General features: G+C 47.0%; 18 protein-coding genes. 13 read left to right on the top strand and 5 right to left on the bottom strand.

The window, feature by feature from the left end; translation table 11 throughout:
- Positions 1 to 48: 48 nt before the first annotated feature.
- Positions 49 to 1,173 carry a PsbP-related protein gene (locus tag AB4111_RS24310; RefSeq protein ID WP_442033541.1) on the bottom strand — a complete coding sequence of 375 codons (1,125 nt, stop codon included), beginning with the start codon at positions 1,171 to 1,173 and terminating at the stop codon, positions 49 to 51.
- 440 nt (positions 1,174 to 1,613) lie between these two features.
- Between AB4111_RS24310 and AB4111_RS24305 the strand changes: the two genes are divergently transcribed.
- The 6 genes from AB4111_RS24305 to AB4111_RS24280 all read left to right on the top strand — a co-directional run bounded on the left by AB4111_RS24305 (position 1,614) and on the right by AB4111_RS24280 (position 6,927).
- Positions 1,614 to 1,718: a hypothetical protein gene (locus AB4111_RS24305; RefSeq protein ID WP_017690880.1), complete on the top strand. Its 105-nt coding sequence runs from the start codon at positions 1,614 to 1,616 to the stop codon at positions 1,716 to 1,718.
- Positions 1,719 to 1,761: 43 nt separating this feature from the next.
- A complete protein-coding gene (locus tag AB4111_RS24300) occupies positions 1,762 to 1,869 on the top strand; it encodes a sporulation protein YjcZ (protein ID WP_190945226.1) in 108 nt (35 codons plus the stop codon).
- Positions 1,870 to 2,132: 263 nt separating this feature from the next.
- Positions 2,133 to 2,444, top strand: coding sequence for a hypothetical protein (locus tag AB4111_RS24295; protein ID WP_339299038.1), 312 nt, complete (start codon positions 2,133 to 2,135; stop codon positions 2,442 to 2,444).
- Between the two features lie 1,145 nt (positions 2,445 to 3,589).
- Positions 3,590 to 4,186: an RNA polymerase sigma factor gene (locus AB4111_RS24290; protein ID WP_091018589.1), complete on the top strand. Its 597-nt coding sequence runs from the start codon at positions 3,590 to 3,592 to the stop codon at positions 4,184 to 4,186.
- Entirely contained in the window at positions 4,183 to 5,166 is a 984-nt protein-coding gene (locus tag AB4111_RS24285; protein ID WP_442033540.1) for an anti-sigma factor domain-containing protein, read from the top strand. The genes AB4111_RS24290 and AB4111_RS24285 overlap by 4 nt, the downstream gene beginning before the upstream one ends.
- A 249-nt stretch (positions 5,167 to 5,415) precedes the next feature.
- Complete coding sequence (locus tag AB4111_RS24280; protein WP_442033539.1) at positions 5,416 to 6,927, top strand: HD domain-containing phosphohydrolase; 1,512 nt, start codon at positions 5,416 to 5,418, stop codon at positions 6,925 to 6,927.
- Positions 6,928 to 6,931: 4 nt separating this feature from the next.
- On the opposite strand, the gene AB4111_RS24275 is transcribed toward AB4111_RS24280, so the two are convergent.
- The gene (locus AB4111_RS24275; RefSeq protein WP_442033538.1) at positions 6,932 to 7,585 is read right to left on the bottom strand and encodes a phosphatase PAP2 family protein; all 654 of its coding nucleotides are present in this window, start codon (positions 7,583 to 7,585) and stop codon (positions 6,932 to 6,934) included.
- Between the two features lie 240 nt (positions 7,586 to 7,825).
- On the opposite strand from AB4111_RS24275, the gene AB4111_RS24270 reads away from it, so the two are divergent.
- The 4 genes from AB4111_RS24270 to AB4111_RS24255 all read left to right on the top strand — a co-directional run bounded on the left by AB4111_RS24270 (position 7,826) and on the right by AB4111_RS24255 (position 11,870).
- Positions 7,826 to 9,241 (top strand): sensor histidine kinase, encoded by a 1,416-nt coding sequence (locus AB4111_RS24270; RefSeq protein WP_442033537.1) that lies wholly within the window; start codon positions 7,826 to 7,828, stop codon positions 9,239 to 9,241.
- A 154-nt stretch (positions 9,242 to 9,395) separates the two neighbouring features.
- Positions 9,396 to 10,607 (top strand): MFS transporter, encoded by a 1,212-nt coding sequence (locus tag AB4111_RS24265; RefSeq protein WP_442033536.1) that lies wholly within the window; start codon positions 9,396 to 9,398, stop codon positions 10,605 to 10,607.
- Positions 10,608 to 10,690: 83 nt separating this feature from the next.
- A complete protein-coding gene (locus tag AB4111_RS24260; RefSeq protein ID WP_442033706.1) occupies positions 10,691 to 11,347 on the top strand; it encodes an oxidoreductase in 657 nt (218 codons plus the stop codon).
- Positions 11,348 to 11,495: 148 nt separating this feature from the next.
- Positions 11,496 to 11,870: a RidA family protein gene (locus AB4111_RS24255; protein ID WP_017690870.1), complete on the top strand. Its 375-nt coding sequence runs from the start codon at positions 11,496 to 11,498 to the stop codon at positions 11,868 to 11,870.
- A 101-nt stretch (positions 11,871 to 11,971) separates the two neighbouring features.
- Here the strand turns inward: AB4111_RS24255 and AB4111_RS24250 are convergent, their stop codons facing one another.
- The gene (locus AB4111_RS24250; RefSeq protein ID WP_442033535.1) at positions 11,972 to 12,730 is read right to left on the bottom strand and encodes a tryptophan-rich sensory protein; all 759 of its coding nucleotides are present in this window, start codon (positions 12,728 to 12,730) and stop codon (positions 11,972 to 11,974) included.
- Between the two features lie 225 nt (positions 12,731 to 12,955).
- Between AB4111_RS24250 and AB4111_RS24245 the strand changes: the two genes are divergently transcribed.
- Positions 12,956 to 13,921: an arsenic resistance protein gene (locus AB4111_RS24245; RefSeq protein ID WP_442033534.1), complete on the top strand. Its 966-nt coding sequence runs from the start codon at positions 12,956 to 12,958 to the stop codon at positions 13,919 to 13,921.
- A 359-nt stretch (positions 13,922 to 14,280) separates the two neighbouring features.
- Here the strand turns inward: AB4111_RS24245 and AB4111_RS24240 are convergent, their stop codons facing one another.
- Complete coding sequence (locus tag AB4111_RS24240; RefSeq protein WP_442033533.1) at positions 14,281 to 15,909, bottom strand: response regulator transcription factor; 1,629 nt, start codon at positions 15,907 to 15,909, stop codon at positions 14,281 to 14,283.
- A gap of 5 nt (positions 15,910 to 15,914) precedes the next feature.
- Positions 15,915 to 17,744 carry a cache domain-containing sensor histidine kinase gene (locus AB4111_RS24235; RefSeq protein WP_442033532.1) on the bottom strand — a complete coding sequence of 610 codons (1,830 nt, stop codon included), beginning with the start codon at positions 17,742 to 17,744 and terminating at the stop codon, positions 15,915 to 15,917.
- 144 nt (positions 17,745 to 17,888) lie between these two features.
- Between AB4111_RS24235 and AB4111_RS24230 the strand changes: the two genes are divergently transcribed.
- The gene (locus AB4111_RS24230) at positions 17,889 to 18,770 is read left to right on the top strand and encodes a carbohydrate ABC transporter permease (RefSeq protein WP_036607341.1); all 882 of its coding nucleotides are present in this window, start codon (positions 17,889 to 17,891) and stop codon (positions 18,768 to 18,770) included.
- The gene (locus tag AB4111_RS24225; RefSeq protein WP_253429649.1) at positions 18,770 to 19,606 is read left to right on the top strand and encodes a carbohydrate ABC transporter permease; all 837 of its coding nucleotides are present in this window, start codon (positions 18,770 to 18,772) and stop codon (positions 19,604 to 19,606) included. The genes AB4111_RS24230 and AB4111_RS24225 overlap by 1 nt, the downstream gene beginning before the upstream one ends.
- Positions 19,607 to 20,192: the final 586 nt, after the last annotated feature.

Raw genomic sequence — 20,192 nt, 5'->3', positions numbered from 1 at the left:
GACCAGTCTTTTTAAAGAGCTGGCCTTTTTGTATACTCATTGAACAGTTTAATCTGCAACTACCAATGAGGCTCCAATCAAAGTGGCGTTGGTGTAGCCACCGCCAATATTTTCAAAAGAGAAGTTGGTAATTGGAGCACCGATAACAGTGGCATAGTCACCATCAAGTAAATCTCCGGTCGTTGCAGGGTACATCGCTATAATATCATTTCCGTTCTCATCCATGACATGAACGATAGAGAAGGTTGCTCCGAGAGAGTTATCTTCTTCAACTGAAATAACTTCACCGTTGACTTGCACGAAAGTAGTGTAATAGTTGGCCACATTTTTATTCAGGTGTCGGGTCGTTACATTGGTTTCAACGAGATTCTTCGCCTTTTTACGGAGTTCTGCCGTGCTGGCAGGGAATACATCGCTATGCTTGTCAAAGAAATCATATGAAGCCTGCTCCATAAAGGCTGTATCTTCCGTAATGTACGGAGTTAACTCATTAAAGAAATCAGCGGCTGATGCTGTGGCAGCTAAATTTCCAGTCGTTGCAGTTGGCGCTGTTTGCTCCAGAGGAGCAGTGATGCTTAGGGAATCCAGAATATCTTTGATCTCGTCCTGGTTATATGTATCTTTGGCATAGGTTAGTGTCATGCTATACAGTTCTGTATTGGTTGGAATCAGATATTGGACAAGGACAACATCTGTACCCGAGGAGTGTTTATACGTACCTTCCAATACACCTGCACTATATTCTTTATAAGGCTTGTTTGTGTAGCTGTTTTTTCTATAATCGGTAATGCCGATACTTGAACCGTTTTGTGTGTAATAATCAACCACATTATTGGCGTATTCTTCAGGATTAATTGAACCGGTTGAACTGGCCTCAATCGTCAGATTAATATTATCTGCAAATGTGGCTGATGAAGATTGGTCTGAAAAAGCAGCTTTAATGGATGGCACATTCATTTGACTTGTATCTACGCTTTGCCAGGATTCAGGATAAGCAAAAGAAAATCCTTCTCCACTATATGTAGTGTATTTCGTAGCTTTTGCTTCTGTTGAGACAGTTTCAGTTGCCTGGGTTGCTTCTGGAGTTTGGCTACTAGCTGTTGTATTTGTTTCTGAATTACCACAAGCGCTAAGCAATGTGGCTAGTGCCAAGATCGTAATAAGTTTCTTCATTATGTCTAATTTCTCCTAATGTGCTTCCCATCGGCTGGGATTTTTTCTAAGGTCATCATTTCGTTTGGCATACTCAAGTCTAGATGGTGGGAATAAACTCCTTTCTACTTTATTAGTAAAATAATAACATAAATAAATACTTCAGTATTCATACTTACTAAAAAGGTAATTTAGCTGTATTTAACAAGTTGAAATCTAATAATATACCGTGTTGATATCGATCTTGAACGATAGTACATACATTTGGTTGATGTACCGTGTGTTTCATGTATGACTTAAACGTATTTGAACATAACCGTCAGACTTAAGAATTAACCCTGTATGTATGTTCAATTAGAGAATAGTCATGTGAAAAAAAAGCCCATTTTCGACCTGAGCCCGGTCCCATGTGTGATCAGTGCATATAGTGAACTGTACCTCAAATCAAAGGAGGGGTTTACATGAGTGGAGTAGTAGGTGGATACGGCGGCGCATGGACATCGACTGGCGCGATTTTGGTTCTCTTTATCTTGTTGGTCATCATTTCTAAAGCATTCCTGATCTAATAAACCGTTTGGACCCTAATATATTAGTAAAGGAGGGTTCTACATGGGCAACGTAGTTGAAGGCGCAGGATACGGCGGCTGGACATCGACTGGAGCAATCCTGGTTCTGTTCATCCTTCTCGTAATCATCACAAAATCATTCTGGGTATAATAATGACGAGCTCTGCCGGGCAACCGGTGGGGTTTTTTTTCTAGAGGACAAGCGTGATGGAGAGCCAGGGAGAAGAGATCACTTACGGTGAACGGAAGAATTGGTGGATTTCCAGAACTGAAAGACGGAATATATTTCGAAAAAAGGGAAGGGTACTTAACGGCTAAACGCCCATTTTGTCAAAATGAGGGCGATAGCCCGGTCCAGAGGTAGGCTGAATACATAGCTTAGGGGTGTAGGCAAATGTTAAGGAGGAATGAACAATGAGCGAAGTAAAACCGAATTCACCGAACGGACAGGGGCATGTATACGGACATATGGGAGGTTATGAGCATATGCAAGGATACCAATACACAGGTCATGAAATGCATGGGTATGGATATGGTTGTGGAACAATGCCAATGGGATATGGCTATGGATACGGACACCAGCCAAATCAAGCTCCAATGATGCATGGTTATCAACAAGGTTGTGGAGTATCCTATGGGCATGGCGGCGGAAGCTGGGGTTCCATGGGCACAATTCTTGTTCTGTTCATCCTGCTGGTCATTATCTCCAAAACGATGTTCATCTAGTTGGTTGTGCGTGCAAACACGGTTTTGCTGAACGTGGATCGTTACGCATGGGCGCTGGTCCAAAAAGCCTTAAATTCTTAAACCCTGAGATAAAGGGGTAGCGTTCCCGTGATTCAGAGTGGGGCAGCGTAGGAATCCATCCTGCGTTGCTCCCTTTTTATTTCGCGAATAGTTTCTTTAACGAAATCCATAGGCTCTATTTCATAAAATTCTGCCATTTCAAAAGTTTAACGAATCGTGGAATTCTTATTTCCTCAATCCGGGCATGTTTGGAGCCTATATTCATGAAGTGACATGGATTAACGTGGCTGAGATTCGTTAGATATTACATACCGCAGAAATCCTCAATATAAGGTGTCCAGGATTCGTTAGTGTCTGGTGAGCGTCGTAAACATTTGCTTTAGGAGTCGGTGTTATTTTCATAATTGGAGAAGTAAGAAAGTAAGAAAGTAAGAAAGTAAGAAAGTAAGAAAGTAAGGAAGTAAGAATCGAGAAGTGCAGTCAGTGGGAGAACGGAAAAGTTTTAAAAGCAGAGCCGAATTTATCTGGTTAGTCTGATAAGCGGAAGGAGAGACTTTACTCACTGAAGGTTGGTGTAGGGCAGTCTGTACGTGGTGCTGAACTGAATATGTAGACATGGATAAACACCCGGAACCCAATTCCGGGTGCTTTGTGTATGTTTTCAATCTTCTCAAGAATAAGTGATATCCAAAACAACAAAAGCCCTACCTCTCTTTTGTCCTTGCGGCTCCGATGACCGCGCCAGTGTGAATGGGAACATCTTGTGAAACTCTGTACTACCGGGTTATTGTGATGCAGGTTCTTCAATCTTCATAGGTTGATTGTGCTTAATTCGCTGCGGTCGCAGCATGAAGAAAATATTCCGGGGTTTAAAGAAGACAGAAATCATATGAGGTTGTTTAATACAACTCTTATACTATACCACAGGTTGTAATTTATTGCAATAAAAAGGAAAGGGCGAACATAAAAAACATGTTTTTCTGGTGGTCTTTCAAGTCAGAAGCTGAAATGCTCGTCTGAAAATATACAGAATTTTTTCAAACTATTTCTCAATTGAGGTAATCCTCTTCAAAAGATTCTGCGTAGGTTATAATAAGAGGGAAGAAACAGAAAGGGGCCCTCGCATGACTGAATCGATGGAGGACAGCAGGTTAATGCGGCAGATTGCGGAACGTGATTCCTCCGCACTGGAGCTTTTATATGACCGTTATGAGCGAGCGGTGTATTCTTTTGCCTATCGGATCGTTGGTGATCCCATGACGGCAGAAGAGACCGTTCAGGAACTTTTTATGCGGGTCTGGAATAATGCTGAACGATACGATGCCTCACAGGGGAAGCTGACCACATGGATGTTTGCGATTACGCGCAACATAGCAGTGGACATGCTGAGGCGGAAATCGAAAGGGGCAGCGGCTACTTCAGTTGAACATGAGACACTGGCGGCCTATGCCGATGAGCATACGAATACGGAAGAAGAAGTGCAGCGTAAATTGGAAGGCACCCGTATTAAAGAGGCGTTGTCCCAACTGAATGGTGATCAGCAGCAAGTTATAGAATCGATTTATTATGCGGGATTAACCCAGCAGGAAGTATCCAGCCGATTCGGGATTCCGCTGGGTACAGTAAAGAGCCGTGTCAGGCTTGCCATGCGACAGCTCCAAAAGTTGCTGGCCGATGCTGAATTGCATCCGGACGCGGGAAGGGAGGGCATACATCCATGATAGAACGACATGAGGAGTGGTCTGATCTGGCACCGATGTATGTGCTGGGCGGACTGGAAGCAGAGGAAGTGGCGGCGTTTGAAGCGCATATGGCAACTTGCGAACCTTGTCGCCAGGAGGTGAAGGAATTGCAGGAAGTGACTGGCTTCCTGCCACTTGCGGCGGAACCTGTGGCACCGCCGCCAGGCATGCGAGCACGTGTGCTGGGCAACGTGCTCGGACATGTGCAGGAGAGCACCGAGGCGAAGCCGGCGGCTGCTCCTGCTGATCCTGAAGCACCCGTGGTGCTTCAGGAGGATCTTGCGCCGCAGCACGAACGTGCGGCGCAGCCCGGGCCAGGCCTGCCGCCGGTAACGGCGGTGCCTGCGGCCCGGGGAGAAGAGGCTGCCCAGGCACAGCCATGGCAGCCTCAAGGGCGCGCGCGTACGCGGGGCAGCCGCGCCTGGCGCGTGGCCAGTGCCGGCCTTGCGGCAGCGGCGCTGGTGCTTGGCGTGTACGCGGCGCAGCTGCAGAGCCAGATCGACTCGCTGACGCAGCAAGCGGCGAGCTCGTCGGCTACGCAAGAGCAACTGGTGCAGGCACAGGCGCAGAATGCGCAGCTGCAAGAGCAGTTGGCATCAGCTTTGGAACCTGCACAGGGCATGCAGACTGGCGAGGCAGTGAAGCTGAATCCTGCAACGCAGGATATTGTAGCTCAGGGTCTCGCAACCATCGTTATTGACAGCAAAGGCACTCACTTGGTTGTGCAGGCTGAGAACCTGCCGAACCTGGAAGGCAACGAGGCTTTTCAGGTGTGGTTGATCAAAGGAGATACCCCTCAGAATGCAGGTACGTTCCTTAGTCGTGATGGGACGGGAGCGGTATACTACACATTGGATTCGGCCAACGACTATGATACGGTTGCGATCACGCTTGAACCGGATGCAATGGGAGATGAGCCGCGGGGTACGATGATTCTGGCTGCCAAGATTAAAGGATAAATATAGGATATATCACCTAAGGCTGCTCCGTTATGGAGCAGCCTTTTCGTGCTTTACAGATTACTACCAGAAGATCGGGACAGGGTCAAATTTTTTGAAACGATTCGACAGTTGAAGTCTCGGCACCCATCCATTGGATTTTATTAATTTTTTTAGTCGGAGCAGCCGATAAACAAATAGAAGGCAATACCCATAATTTCCCCGTGTCTCAAGGGAGAACGGGTTGCACATAGAGAGTGAGGGGTTCAGTTGGAAGCATACCGTTCATTTATCTTTCGCCTGATACGCAATTATCTGATCGGTTCACTGGCAGCTGTTTTTGTTGTCGGTACAGTGGTTATGGTGTCTACGCTGCAAATACCCAATATTCAATTTGTTCGACTCATCTTTATTGTACTGATTTCACTCTTGTTCATGTTGGTTGCAGAATTAATTACGCTGTGGGTGCAGCTTGGGCCCATAAGACAATTTTTCGCTTCCGAGCATCACGAGAGAGACGAATTGAATCACATGTACGAGAGAATTCATCGTTTCCCTGGACAGACCATATATCGGATCATGGGTCCGCACATGCTTGGTTTTTCACTTCCGGCAGCCGGATTAACCATATGGATGATATCCACAGGGGGGCTAGAATTCCCTTACTTGTATATTATCGTGGCCGCCGCATGCGCCTTTCTGATTGCCGTCATGCATGCGCTGATTGAGTATTACCTAACGGTACGAGCGATTAGACCTCTGTTACTTGAGATTCGTCATCGAGGCAAAACTCAGTATGGGATGGAGCCTTCACTGGGAGGACGTATTCTGGTATCGATTCAACGTAAATTTCAGCTAAGTACGGCACTGATCGGATTATTTCCTCTATTTCTATTTTTCCTGGCTACATATATCCGGCTTCAGTATATGGACAGTGAATTTGCAAAAGAGTACATTCTGTGGGGAATTCTCATCGTGGTTCTGGGCGCGGGGTTTGCGCTGGTGGGAAGCTGGCTCTTGATTCGTGATGTTCGTGATCCAGTTGCTGAACTGACGCATGAGATGAACCGAATTCAGGGGGGAGATCTTGGCAGACGAGCTCCGGATCTGTATGCGGATGAGTTTTCGGCACTGATCTCCGGCTTTAATATGATGATTAATCGGCTGGAGATGAGACAGGAACGCAATCGGCAGCTGTTGCAAAGTTATTTTTCTACACTGGCGGCTGCTTTAGACGCTCGAGATAAGTACACGGCAGGGCATTCGATGCGGGTGGCAGAGTATTCCCTGATGATTGGCAAGCTGAGTGGAATGAATGAGGAACAGGCAGATTTGTTGTACAAATCAGCTCTGCTTCATGATATCGGGAAAATCGGCATACCTGATGAGGTACTGCTGAAGGATGGAAAACTAAGCGATGAAGAATTCGCGATTATTCGTACACATCCCGTGCAGGGAGAGAGTATTTTGTTACAGATAGAACCTGTTGATGCCATGGCGGACTTTCTGCCAGGTGTACGATCTCACCATGAGAGATATGATGGCAAAGGATACCCGGATGGGATGGCTGGTGATGATATTCCCCTTTTTGGCCGCATCATTGCGGTAGCAGATGCCTTTGATGCCATGACATCAGATCGACCCTATCGGAATGGGATGAGTCACGAGAAAGCGCTAACGATTTTGGAAGAAGGAAAAGGGACCCAGTGGGACCCCTATTTTGCAGGTTTGTTTATTGATGAATGGAGACGACAACAGCATCTTCAGAAACCATCGAAGTGAGGGATCAGTTGATCCCCTCTGTCCACTTCGATTCTTTTCTGCGTCTCCGGTGTAGAGCGAGGCCTGTGATGATGGTGAGAACACATTCGCCGAGTATGACTGCACCCAAGGCGTCATAGATTACATGTTGTTTGATCATTAGCGTCGATACTATGATGGTCGCTGCTCCGGCAGCCACCAACAGCTTAATGGGTTTGCGAATGCTTGGAACCGAGAGAACGGCACGCATAACCAGATAAGAGTGAAGAGAATGAATACTTGGAAAACAATTAAACGGGCGGTCCTGGCTGTAGAGCCATCCGAGAACAGATACTCCCAGGCCTGTACCCGTCAGTTCCGGGCGCGGTACCATGGTCTGAAAGTTGAAGTAGATGAGATAACAGATCCAGACACAGATATTCATGGATAACAAGACGCGGTAATACGTCAGTCGATCCTTGGCACACAGGTAGGCGAGCACACCGAATACAAACGGGTACCAACCCAAATATGGAATGGACATGACGGGTACATAAGGAATGATCCGGTCAAGCGAGGAATTAAGTACTACGAACCCGCGTTCCGGACTATTGAGAATATCATAGAATAGCCCCATGACAGCCAAGGACAACATCAGACTCAATGACAGCCAATAGGATTTACTTTTTAACAATTGCACAACAACGTTCTCCTTTCAACCATGTTCAACAGGAACATGACCCCAGCGATTAACTAATTCAAATTTGAACAACAATATATTTTACTACGTTCCGCGCACAAATTGAATCCTGATTTGTGTATTTTTGTGTATTTTTTTGACGAAGAAGGAATGCAGAAGTTTCAATGGGCATGATATGATAGAAACATATACGGACGAAGGCAATTTGACCAGTAAAGTCGGGACAACAGGAGTGAGTGAATGCAATTTTTGAAAATGTTCGTATTGAATATGGGGATGCTTATAACGATTGCCTATCTTGCCAGTGTGTTCTATAAATATATCGTCATACGTGCCTCTTCCCGAATGAAACAGATCGGTTCAGTACTTGTCCTTATCTTTGCGGGCTGGATCAGTACAGTTTTTGGATTTCAACTCACGGATGAAGTAGTCTTTGACCTTCGTTATGTTCCTTTAATTGTTGCCGTTCTGACATACAGACAACCCTATAGTGTAATTATTGTGGGTGTAGGGATAGGTTTATCCAGGTTAACCTTTGGTATCACGGATGCTACGGTGGCAGCGGTAATTAATATGACTTTACTCGGTGTAATATGTGCGGGTTTAAATATATGGATAAGACGCAGCAACTTCAGACTGATCACAAAAGGCATCCTTGTTGTTCTTATCGTCAATGTGGTCAATAGTGTAGGCATTGCTATTTTTGGCGTCATTCCGGCTACATACTTCTTCTCCCATATTATGCCTTACACGCTTCCTGCAGGTATCTTGTTAAGCCTTATGTTTGCCTTTATATTACGTGATTTTCAGAATGAACAGAATCGAATTTTGCTTATCCAAAGTACGAACCGGCTATTATCTGTGCAAAAGGAAGAGTTACAGAAAGCCCAGATTGTACTAGAGGATCGAGCGAAACAGTTGATGATTGCCTCACAGTACAAATCCGAATTTCTCGCCAATATGTCACATGAGCTGCGTACACCATTGAACAGTGTCATTAACTTTGCCCAGATGATCAGCGAGAACGCGGACACGATGGACCAGGAGGATATTGTACGTTTTGCTACCATGATTGATCACTCCGGGCAGGAACTGCTCACGCTTATTAATGATATTTTGGATCTGTCCAAAGTGGAAGCAGGCCGATTGGATATTGTGTTGGAGGATATCAGTGTGGCACAACTTACAGAAGATACCATGAATCACTTTCAACTGATTGCCGAGAAAAAAGGTATTCAGTTGCAAATGGAGAAGAAACCGGGACTGCCCGACACACTCTGGTCTGATCCTCAGCGGGTTCAACAGATTTTGCGGAATCTGATGTCCAATGCCATCAAGTTCACTCACCGGGGGAAGGTCACGCTGATCGTAAGCACCAAGCAGGTGAAGAATGCAGGTATTCAGAATCAATGGCTTGTTTTCTCCGTTCAGGACACCGGCATTGGAATTTCTGAGGACAAGCATCATTCCATATTTGAAGCATTTCAGCAGGCTGACGGGTCGATTAGTCGAAAATTTGGCGGTACCGGACTTGGCCTCTCGATCAGTCGGGATTTGGCGAGATTACTGGGAGGATCGATTGAACTTGAGAGCGTTGAAGGCAAGGGAAGCACCTTCCATCTCTATCTTCCATTGAACCGTGAAAAAATGAGTTGACAACCTCCGCGCCGTGAGTAGAATTTGGGATGACAACTAGCATCGACCGGCTTTTGAGACCCGGTCTAAGGAGTGTATCCCCATACAGAAGACGGTCAACATTAACCCTCCCCCGTCAGCAAGCAAACCACGGCGCAAGGGTTCGACACAACGCATGAATTTATCAATTGCAACATGGGAGGGTGTACCGGCAATTATTTTACAGACATTGCTGGGAGGCCCGTTTTTAACCGGGTTTCTGCTGTACCTTGGGGCCGGGTCGAGACATATCGGCTTTGTGCTCGCGATTACCACGTTCGTGAACATTGCCCAGATCGGAGCAGCATACTGGATGCAGCGTATTCGCAGTCGCAAACGCATGCTGCTGTTATTTGTGGGCACACATCGTATCTTATGGAGTGCGACGGGACTGATCCCGTTTATATTTCCCAAAGAGTGGTGGGTAAGCGTATATATTGGTGTGTATACGGTTGCTTTTATATCGAATACGATCGGCGGCATGATCTGGACTTCACTGATTGGCGACATCGTACCTGCCAAGGTGAGAGGGCGTTATTTTGGAATTCGAAATACGATTCTGAATGCTCTTGGAAGCGTATGCTTATTTGCAGGTGGTATTGTTTTGGACCGTTACCCTGGAGAAATGGGCTTTCTGATCCTGTTTATTCCGGTTTGGATCTGTGCAATTGCCAATACAGTCATTTATTTCTTCTACCCGGACGTGCTATTTGAGCGTTCTACCGAAAAGGTTTTCTGGCGGATGTTTATCAAGCCGTTCCAGGATCGTTCTTTCCTGAAAGCAACGCTGTTCCTGGCTGTCTGGTTATTGATCCAGACCTTGATTGTTCCGCTCTATTCCTATGTTATGCTCGATCTATTAAACATTAATTATCAGACCGTATCCCTGATCACGGTAGTCCAGACGCTGGTTATGATGGCTGGTTTCTATGTCTGGGGCAATCTGAATGCCAGATTCAGCAACAAAACCCTGCTATTTTGGACATTGCCAGTCATTGCACTCTCCTGTCTGTCATGGGGGTTAATGTCGTTCATGCCCGTATTGATCGCGCTATTTCTATCTCATATCTTCCTTGGGATTGGGGTAGGTGGATTTAATCAGCTGGCATTTAACTTTACGATCGGAGACACACCCAAAAGTGAAAGACCGATGTTTGTCGCCGTGTATTCGGCTCTGACGGGGGTCACCTCTTTTGTTGGGCCGCTGTTGGGTGGCTGGTTGTATGAAAAGATGGAGACTTGGTCCGATGCGCTGGCCTGGATCTCAGCCTATGGATTTCAGGTGGGGGTTGGTGTCGTGATGTTGATTCTTACGTTTACCCTTGGACGTCGTGTACTGTTAAAATAGTAATGAACTATATACACTGGTATGAATTCAAAAAAAGATGGCGAAGTGGAGGGATGTATTTGAATCGTCTCGAACGGAAAGCCATGGTGATTGGAGCCACGGGACTTGTAGGCGAATTATTGGTTCGTCATCTGCTGGCACACCCGGCATATAGTCTCGTTCGCATACTGGTTAGACGTGCACTTGAGCTGCAGAATCCCAAATTGGAACAGCATATCGTGGACTGGGAGCAGCTCGAGAACCAAGGCGAATTATTCGACGGGATCGATGACCTGTACTGCTGTTTGGGTACAACGATCAAAAAAGCAGGCAGTCAGGAAAATTTCCGTCAGGTGGATTATCATTACCCTGTTCGTGCGGCTACGCTTGCGAAGCAGCATGGGGTACCACAGATGATGGTGATCTCCTCCATGGGAGCGAGTGCAGGTTCTCGAGTCTTTTACAGTCGGACCAAAGGGGAGATGGAGGATGCTTTGTCCGATATCGGTTTTCAATCTTTGCATATCTTCCGCCCTTCCTTAATTCTGGGAGATCGAAACGAGAAGCGGTTCGGTGAACAGATGGCTGCCCATGCCATGAAGTTGCTGGATCGCTGGATGAAAGGCAGAGCGGACAAGTACCGGGCAGTCCACGCAGCAACCATTGCACAGGCCATGACGAATATTGCACTGGTGCAAGCCAAGGGAAACCATGTGTATTCGAATGAAGTCATTCATGTCCTTGGCGTAGACGGGGGCTAAGAAACCTTTGAACAAGCTGTTCACTTTATAGGGCTGGTGAGGAGCGTTTCTCGCTTGAGGTGGATCGTGGTATAATAGGCAACAAAAATGAGTTCGAACCCTGACTCCTTGCGGCAGCAGGATAACGAACATGAAGGAGAACTCGTCCATGAAAAAACCAATCTCTACCGATCAGGCGCCAGGCGCCATTGGTCCATACAGTCAAGCCGTTGATGCAGGCGATTTCATCTACACGTCCGGACAGCTTGGTCTGAATCCCCAAACGGGAGAATTCGGTGCAGATGTACAGGAGCAGACACGTCTATCCTTGAGCAATGTGAAGGCTATTCTTGAAGCAGCAGGCACAAGTATGGATAAAATCGTGAAAACAACGGTGTTCCTGAAGGACATGAATGACTTTGTTCCTGTGAATGAAGTGTACAGCACGTTCTTTGAACAGCCATATCCTGCACGCAGTGCAGTGGAAGTTGCTCGTTTGCCAAAAGACGCACTGGTGGAGATTGAAGTTATTGCCCTGAAATAGGACAATCTTCATTCACTGCGGTATACATAAAAAGCCGATTCCAGGTCGAATGACCAGAATCGGCTTTTTGCTTTATGTTTTTACGTTAGGATGGAGGTCGCTCAATCGCGATCCTGATTACGGGCGAAGAACAGCCATACTGCGTAGATTGCCAGTACGATCGCAATGATGATTGCCGTATAATATATGGAAGTGACATCTTTTTGTTTAAGTGCGATGGCGATGTACGCCCATGTGAAGACCAGTGGATATACACTGTCCCGATAACGGAAGCTAACGAGCACAGCCAGCACCATACCCACAATCAACATAATGATCGTCCAGGTCGGTTCGCTGAGACCAAAACCATCCCAACCGATTTTATATAACAGAACAGCTGCATTGATAATAGTTGCCACGCTAACCCATCCCAGATAGATGCTGAATGGCAGCTTCACAAGCCAGATCTCAGCAGTGGTTGGAACAATAATGGTACGTGTTTTTACATACAGCACGATCAGAGACAACAGAAGCAGTACAATAATCAGTAAAGCGAGACCGGTCTGCAAGTTTTGAAAAGCGAAAATCCAGGCGACGTTAAAGGCACAGCTTGCCAGGAACCAATACCCGAGACGGGTGATGGAGTCCCTTTTCCACGAAGCAGGCACGAACTGATAGATCACAAAACCTGCAAGCAGCAAGTAGATCAAACCCCATATAGAAAAGGCATAGCCAGAAGGTGTGAGTAGCACAGGATACATATCCGATACTTCCTTGTTGGTTCTGCCCCCGATCGGCAGAGCGTTGGAAAGGTAGTTCACGATAATTACAGCGATAAAACCAATGGCGTTTAACCACTTGTACGGATTGTTACGTGACATTGTGTTTCCTCCTTGGTTTAACGAATGAATGAACCACGGGTCAGTCTACAATGAATATACCCAGTTCTTGCACATTCTAATAACAGCCGCAAAAAATTCACAAGTTGATCTTTCAGATCCTTGTGCTCTGCCGCTATGTTGGAACGGTACTCTGTCCCAATGTACGCGTTACGAAGCAGAAATATGTCCATGCCCACGATGTCCCATTAGAAGAGGAGGAAGAGAATGCTCACAAGAGAAACGATGGAGAAACAGCAAACCTGGTTCTATGTCGTTGCACTGTTATTAGGAGCAGCGATAGGGCTAAGTAATCCAACATGGGGCAATGGTTTACACTACACCGTGTCCCCGGTACTTGCCGTTCTGTTATATAGCATGTTTGTACAGATTCCCTTTTTACAGTTAAAAGAGTCTTGGTCGAATCTTCGATTTATGGGCGCGTTACTGGTGGCTAATTTTATCGTTGTACCTGTAGTCGTATGGTTGCTTACACTGGTCTTTCCACAAACACCAGGCGTTCTGATTGGAGTCTATCTGGTACTGTTAACGCCCTGTATTGATTACGTCATTGTGTTCACACAACTCGGCAGGGGCAATGAGAAACTGATGCTAGCCGCAACACCCCTTTTATTTGTTATACAAATGATCCTGTTGCCGTTTTACTTATGGCTTCTAATGGGTGCTGAGGTGGCGCAGGTCATGCAGATAGGGCCGTTCGTGGAGGCTTTTCTGTTCCTAATCGTTATTCCACTGTTGCTCGCTGTCGTTACACAAGTTCTCTCTAAAGGTAAAGCGAGTGGTGAGCGGGTCATGAATGCAACGGCATGGCTGCCTGTTCCGATGATGGCACTCGCGCTGATCGTGGTTGTCGCTTCCCAGATTAACAAAGTCTACAATGATATGGCGATCATCGTGAACGTGATCCCGATCTATGTTGCTTTTCTAATCATCATGCCTTGGATATCTCTGCTCATTGCTGCTTGGTTTGGATTGAATCCAGGCGCCGGGCGGGCATTGATATTCAGTTCAGCCACACGGAATTCGCTGGTTGTTCTGCCACTTGCGCTGGCACTCCCTCCAGAATGGGCTACCATAGCTGCGGCTGTTATTGTTACACAGACGATGGTGGAGCTTGCAGGGGAGCTAATCTACATTCGACTTGTACCTGCGGTGATTTTGCGAGATCGGTGAGCGTACTAGGGTGTGTCTATGTTATGATATATTACGATTAATAAAACCATTTTTGGTAAATAAAAGGGGGGTGAGAATCCCTATTTATCGGAAGATTATGTTCTATCTGGATATTGTCCTATTACTGTTCAGCCTCATCTATTTCCCCGTAGTAGCTCAGAAGACAGGAAATAATATGGCTTATGGATTTATGGCTGTAATTTTAATAGGTACAATCTCTCGGATCGTATGCTATCTTAGAAAAGAAAGAGTCAACAAATCGTCATGATATAGGCTATTTTCTGTAAAAGTAAAATACAAAAGAGTACTCCCGTTGATCCATGCCGGGAGTACTCTTTTTAATTCGGATCAAATACTCGTTAAGTACCAGCCTCCAATAATGTTTTACGATATTCCGCTGGCGAGAGGCCCTCCATTTTTTTGAACACTTTGCTGAAATACTTTTCATCCTGGAATCCAACCATCTCCGAGATTTTGGCGACTCGTAGGGAAGGGTTTTGCAGTAGCAGCTTGGCATTATTAATCCGCAGTTTACCCAGATATTCCGACCAGTTCAGGCCAAATTGCTGTTTGAATTTACGAGAAATATACTCCCGGCTCAGGTAGAAACGCGCGGCAATCTGCTGCAAGGACAGATCCTCCTGATAATGGGCGTCCATATAACGTGCTATCTCACTCATGGGATCAGGATTGGCGTGGTGATGAGCGGTGAGCGCCTTTCCTGCGGCAAGCAGTCGTTGTTCCAACAATGAACGAAGCAGGGGAAAGGATAACAGTCCTTCAGCGTCAAAAGGTAACTCGGCAAAGGGAATAGACTGTTCCTCCGTCACTTCTTCCTCTATGAATGACGAACCTGCCGTATCATCGAGCCAGCGGCTCAGCATCCATTCCAGCTCATCGATCCATTGCTGGATCTGCTCGGCACTGACAACCTCAAGATCAGTAATTGGGTCAAGCCACTCGGCGACCGCAGCAGATACACTGGAAGCTCGGCAGCTCATGGCTGCCATACGCAGGGGTTCTTCATGGGCGGTTAAGCGCCTGATTTTATTCCCATTTGATGATTCCACGGAAGCATGGATTCGCTGTTTGATTTGCACAGCATTACGTCTCCACAGCCTTGAACTTGCTTCCAGATAGGCTGCTGAGATGCCGCCAGGGTAGGACTCGCAGGTGGAGATGCCGAAATGAAGCCGGCGCTGAATCGTCTGCTCCAATCCATGATTAACCTTGTCCAGAATATGTTCCAATGAGCTGGATGGGCCCCAATGCAGCAAAACAATCTCGTCCGGTTGGTCCAACTGACGAAACATTACGCCTTCGTCAGGTGTGGATAACATTTCGGCACAGATATTGAGTACCGAGAACACAAGCAGGTCGGGTTGACTGCGATATTTTGCCAGACAACCTGCATCCAGATGGGACAGGCTGGTGACAGCGACACTACAGACAGGGATAACAGCGGGGAGATTCAACTCATCCTGCAATCGCTGCATCTGTGATGGACTGCTGCCTCTTCCGACGGCAAGTTCGGTGAGCAGACGATCCTGGTAGTGGGGGCGCATACGATTAACGACAATGGATTGCCTGGTAGATTGTATTCGAATGGCGTCCTCCTCCACCCAAGCTGTAACTGCCTTTAATAGAGATGCATTCAGCTCATCTGCTTCCACAGGTTTCAGGAGGTAGTCCATGCCACCATGCCTGATGGCATGCCTCACAAGTTCAAAATCATCATATCCGCTGATAACGAGCACCTTGCTGTGTGGGGTATTAGCCGATATCCATTCAAGCAATGCCATACCGTCCTTGCCCGGCATACGCATGTCACTAAGAATGATTTGAGGCTGATGTGTCGTGATGGAGGCGATCGCTTCGTCCCCGTCTGCTGCTTCAAGTAATGTATCAATACCAAAGTCTTCCCAATGACCAAGCAACCTTATGGCATCGCGGACATGTTTTTCATCATCTACAAGCAGTGCCTTCATGTTGTTCACTCTCCCGCGTATAGTTTAACCCTGATCTTCACACCATTGGGTTCCCGATTGCTGATCTCAAGTCTGGCTGAGTGACCGGGATGTGAGTTCAATTGAAGTCTGCGCATCACATTTCGTAGCCCGATGGACTCGGACTCATCGGATTCTTGCGTGGCTAACCCGGTTGATGTGTGATTTGGATGGAGCCATCCCCGAATCTCCAATAATTTATCATCAGGTATGGAGGGTCCGTTATTATTCAGTTCGATTTCAATCCAATGATCATTGATCCGACGGCTGGATAGGGAGATGTGACCTTTGCCTGGCTGAATATCTGCCCCATGTTTGAAATAGTTCTCAATTAAAGGTTGTAACGTCATTCTTGGCATCTCGACAGACAAGGTATCTTCGGCAAAATCCAAATCCACCTCAAGACGGTCACCGAACCGCTCCTGTTGAAGTTCCAGATACAACCGAGCATGCTCTGCCTCTTCGCGTAACGTCACGCCGGTCTGATCCCGCATGCTGTAGCGCAGCATTTTGGATAGGGAAGAGAGTAGGGTATATGCCCGCTGTCCTTGCTGTTGAAGGGCAAGTGTACCGATGGATTGCAATGTATTATATAGAAAATGCGGATGAATCTGCGCTTGCAACGCTTTGAGTTGATTCGTCTTATTGGCGATTTCGAGTCGATATTCCCGCAAAATAAGATTATTTACTGTATCCATCATATCCCGGAAATGACGAGCAAGCACCCCGAATTCATCTCGGCTGGATAGATGGATATCCACATGCAGACGTCCGGCTTGGATCTGGTTCATATACCGCATAAGTTGCTTGAGCGGACCAGTGATGCGGATGGAGATGAACAAGGTAGCGACAATGACCATTACAAGTGCGGCGATGGCAATCATCGCGTTATTCCATGTGAGTGAAGTTGCTCTGGCATATAACGTCTCATTCGGAATCTGTTTGACAATGGTCCAGTCGGCGTATGTGCTGCCAAGTTGCTGGTATACATACATGGAACGATCCTGTTCAAAATGTCCTGCGACATTCTGGCCTGTATCAGCGCTAGTTCGTGCGATATTCAGCTCACTGGCTGTTTCCTTTCGCAGTGCATCCGTATGATTAACCTCGGAACGTCCCTGGTAAATGATCTGATTCTGACCATCCACAACATAGATCTGTTCCTTAGCCGGATCATACAGCCTGCCACAGATTGCTGCAATGGTATTCATATTCAGATCAATGGCGAGTACACCCAGACGCTCGGTGGACGGAATATCCTTGATCACCCGATGCAGGGTAATGACCGTTCTTGCAGGATCATCGGGGGAGGCAGCCTTGAATCCGTAAGTGTGACTCATATGGGCCGATTCTACCCAGATATCCGGGCTGTTACCGCCTGTTTTTCCATGAAGAGAGCCGGAATAGGCCTGTTTGCGTTCTTCCCGCTTCGGAAAGGGATTCGCAATTAAGGTGGATTGATTGGCGGCAAAAGAGTGCAAATACAGCTGGAATACATCCGGCACAGCAGCGCGGATGGTCTGCAAAGTAGTATACACCTCGGCCACTGCACGATAATCATCAGGAATCTTCGCCAGGTTACGCAGGAAGTTCGGGTCGTTATACACAGCAAGCGACGCTCTGGCCACGTTATCCACATAGTTATTGAGATTCGTGGACGCTTGGTAGATCAGGCGTTTATTCTCTTCAACAGCCTGTTCCCGCAGGGCCGTCTTGGTCTGGATAAACGTCATACTGATCGACGCAAGCAGCGGAAGTGTGGTAGCGATGAGCATAAAGGCAATCAATTTGGTGCGTATACTGTAGTATTTGGACATCGGGACACCCCTTCTGGTTGCAGGTTAAAGATAGGACAATATTTTACCCCCAACTGTTCACGAGGGTCGGTGTTTCCCTCAGCGATATTGGAGTTTAATAGAGAAAGAGACCAATTTCATCCATCAATAAAAGGGGAGAACGATATGAAGCATCGCAAATCTTCACAGCTGTTACAGCAGCTTGTGTTCGTGGGTCCCTCCATCGTGTTTTTTATTCTCATCATCGTGGTCCCTTTCCTGCTTGGCATGGTGTATTCCTTCACGGATTGGAACGGGGTATCCGAGAACATTAATTGGGTAGGGTTCGATAACTTCGTGCATGTTTTTGCGAATGATCCCAAGTTCCAAACGGCGTTTTGGTTTACGGTGCGATTCACCGTGGTTGGTGTGGTACTGACCAATGTGATTGGCTTTTTCCTGGCCTATTTCCTGACCAAACCGCTCAAGACGAGAAACATTCTGCGTACGATCTTTTTTATGCCTAACGTGATCGGTGGGTTGTTGCTCGGCTTTATCTGGCAGTTCATATTTGTGAAAGGGTTTTCAGCAGTAGGCGATGTAACAGGTTGGTCCTTCTTCAACCTTCCTTGGCTGGGAGACGAACCAACCGCCTTCTGGGGAATCGTGATTGTGTTTGTATGGCAGACCGCAGGATATCTGATGGTCATCTACATCTCATCTCTGACGAATGTATCCCCTGATCTGTTGGAAGCTGCCGAGATTGATGGCGCAAGTCGCTGGCAGGTACTGCGGAGCATCATTCTTCCGCTCATTATGCCGGGTGTAACGATCTGTCTGTTCCTGGCGATCTCCTGGTCGTTCAAAATGTTCGATCTCAATCTGTCATTGACCAAAGGTGGACCATTCGGATCAACAGAGTCGGTTGCGCTCAATATTTACAATGAAGCCTTTGTGAATAACAGATATGGCATCGGAACCGCCAAAGCACTCGTGTTCTTCGTAATCGTTGCCATCATCACCATGATTCAGGTACGCCTGACGAAGAGCAAGGAGGTAGAAGCCTAATGGAGACGACGAAAAATTACCGCTTCAGTACCATTCTAACCGAGATTATCATGGTGCTCATTGGACTTTTATTCCTGGTTCCGTTTTACTTCCTGTTTGTGAATTCAGTTAAAACCTTCGGTGACCTGCTCACCAATTCGGCTGCATGGCCAGAGGTATTCCAATGGGGCAACTATGCGAACGCCTGGGAGAAAATTAACTTCCCGTCCGCGCTGATGAACTCGCTTATCGTTACGGTCGTCAGCAATCTGTTGCTTGTGCTGATCAGTTCCATGGCCGCGTACCGAATGGTTCGCAGCGACACACGGTTCAACCGGATTTTGTTCGGCATGTTTATTGCCGCCATGGTGATTCCGTTCCAGTCTATCATGATTCCACTCGTTACTGTAACCAGTAACTTGGGATTGATCGACAGCCTTGGCGGCCTCATTATCTGTTATCTTGGTTTCGGGGCGCCGATGTCTGTCTTCCTATTCCACGGGTTCGTGAAGTCGGTCCCGCTGGAGATTGAGGAAGCGGCTCGGGTGGATGGAAGTTCTGCCTACGGGGTGTTCTTCCGGATCGTATTTCCACTTATGAAACCGATGTATGTAACCGTCATTATTTTGAACACACTCTGGATCTGGAATGATTATCTGCTCCCGTCCCTGATCCTACAAAGCTCCAACCTGCGTACGATTCCAATTGCGACCTTTGCCCTCTTCGGTCAATATACGAAGCAATGGGATCTGGCCTTGCCGGCGCTTGTGCTTGGCATCATGCCAATCATTATCTTCTTCCTGCTGATGCAGAAGTATATCATTCAGGGGATTACGGCTGGATCAGTTAAAGGGTGAGTGCGAGTGCAGGGTCGCTGGCGGTCTCAAGTTGCGCTTTCGGTCGCTGTTGCTCCTCGGTGGCCTGAATGTATTAAGGCAAGGAAGCCACCGAGTATCAAAGGCGAACGCTCCGCTCCTGCAACGCATTCTTGATCCCTTTGCTCCCACCTCGCACGGGGGTGTGCAAAGGGGAGTCATGCCCGCATAGCTTGGGCATGACTCCTAGGGAAAAGAGCAATAAAGAGAAATGACCAAGAAAGAGTAGATTTAAAGACCAGATTGGTAAGGCAGAGAAGGGGTGAGTGCAGGGTCGCTGGCGGTCTCAAGTTGCGCTTTCGGTCGCTGTTGCTCCTCGGTGGCCTGAATGTATTAAGGCAAGGAAGCCACCGAGTATCAAAGGCGAACGCTCCGCTCCTGCAACGCATTCTTGATCCCTTTGCTTCCACCTCGCACGGAGGTGTGCAAAGGGGAGTCATGCCCGCATAGCTTGGGCATGACTCCTGAAGAGAAGGCACTAGCATAGCTAGGAACTTTTTTTAGAGGGTGATGTTATGCTCCTGTTCTATGCGCTAACGAATCTACCGCATCTTAATAGGCAGATAAT

Source organism: Paenibacillus sp. 2KB_22, assembly GCF_052115745.1.
Classification (GTDB): Bacteria; Bacillota; Bacilli; order Paenibacillales; family Paenibacillaceae; genus Paenibacillus.
Note: the sequence above shows the minus strand (reverse complement) of the source record. Positions and strands in the feature narration are given on the sequence as shown.

What these genes read in the sequence shown, in the direction of transcription:
- AB4111_RS24310 (WP_442033541.1), bottom strand. Translation starts at nt 1,173, where the DNA reads ATGAAGAAACTTATTACGATCTTGGCACTAGCCACATTGCTTAGCGCT.
- AB4111_RS24305 (WP_017690880.1), top strand. Translation starts at nt 1,614, where the DNA reads ATGAGTGGAGTAGTAGGTGGATACGGCGGCGCATGGACATCGACTGGC.
- AB4111_RS24300 (WP_190945226.1), top strand. Translation starts at nt 1,762, where the DNA reads ATGGGCAACGTAGTTGAAGGCGCAGGATACGGCGGCTGGACATCGACT.
- AB4111_RS24295 (WP_339299038.1), top strand. Translation starts at nt 2,133, where the DNA reads ATGAGCGAAGTAAAACCGAATTCACCGAACGGACAGGGGCATGTATAC.
- AB4111_RS24290 (WP_091018589.1), top strand. Translation starts at nt 3,590, where the DNA reads ATGACTGAATCGATGGAGGACAGCAGGTTAATGCGGCAGATTGCGGAA.
- AB4111_RS24285 (WP_442033540.1), top strand. Translation starts at nt 4,183, where the DNA reads ATGATAGAACGACATGAGGAGTGGTCTGATCTGGCACCGATGTATGTG.
- AB4111_RS24270 (WP_442033537.1), top strand. Translation starts at nt 7,826, where the DNA reads ATGCAATTTTTGAAAATGTTCGTATTGAATATGGGGATGCTTATAACG.
- AB4111_RS24265 (WP_442033536.1), top strand. Translation starts at nt 9,396, where the DNA reads ATGAATTTATCAATTGCAACATGGGAGGGTGTACCGGCAATTATTTTA.
- AB4111_RS24260 (WP_442033706.1), top strand. Translation starts at nt 10,691, where the DNA reads ATGGTGATTGGAGCCACGGGACTTGTAGGCGAATTATTGGTTCGTCAT.
- AB4111_RS24255 (WP_017690870.1), top strand. Translation starts at nt 11,496, where the DNA reads ATGAAAAAACCAATCTCTACCGATCAGGCGCCAGGCGCCATTGGTCCA.
- AB4111_RS24250 (WP_442033535.1), bottom strand. Translation starts at nt 12,730, where the DNA reads ATGTCACGTAACAATCCGTACAAGTGGTTAAACGCCATTGGTTTTATC.
- AB4111_RS24245 (WP_442033534.1), top strand. Translation starts at nt 12,956, where the DNA reads ATGCTCACAAGAGAAACGATGGAGAAACAGCAAACCTGGTTCTATGTC.
- AB4111_RS24240 (WP_442033533.1), bottom strand. Translation starts at nt 15,909, where the DNA reads ATGAAGGCACTGCTTGTAGATGATGAAAAACATGTCCGCGATGCCATA.
- AB4111_RS24235 (WP_442033532.1), bottom strand. Translation starts at nt 17,744, where the DNA reads ATGTCCAAATACTACAGTATACGCACCAAATTGATTGCCTTTATGCTC.
- AB4111_RS24230 (WP_036607341.1), top strand. Translation starts at nt 17,889, where the DNA reads ATGAAGCATCGCAAATCTTCACAGCTGTTACAGCAGCTTGTGTTCGTG.
- AB4111_RS24225 (WP_253429649.1), top strand. Translation starts at nt 18,770, where the DNA reads ATGGAGACGACGAAAAATTACCGCTTCAGTACCATTCTAACCGAGATT.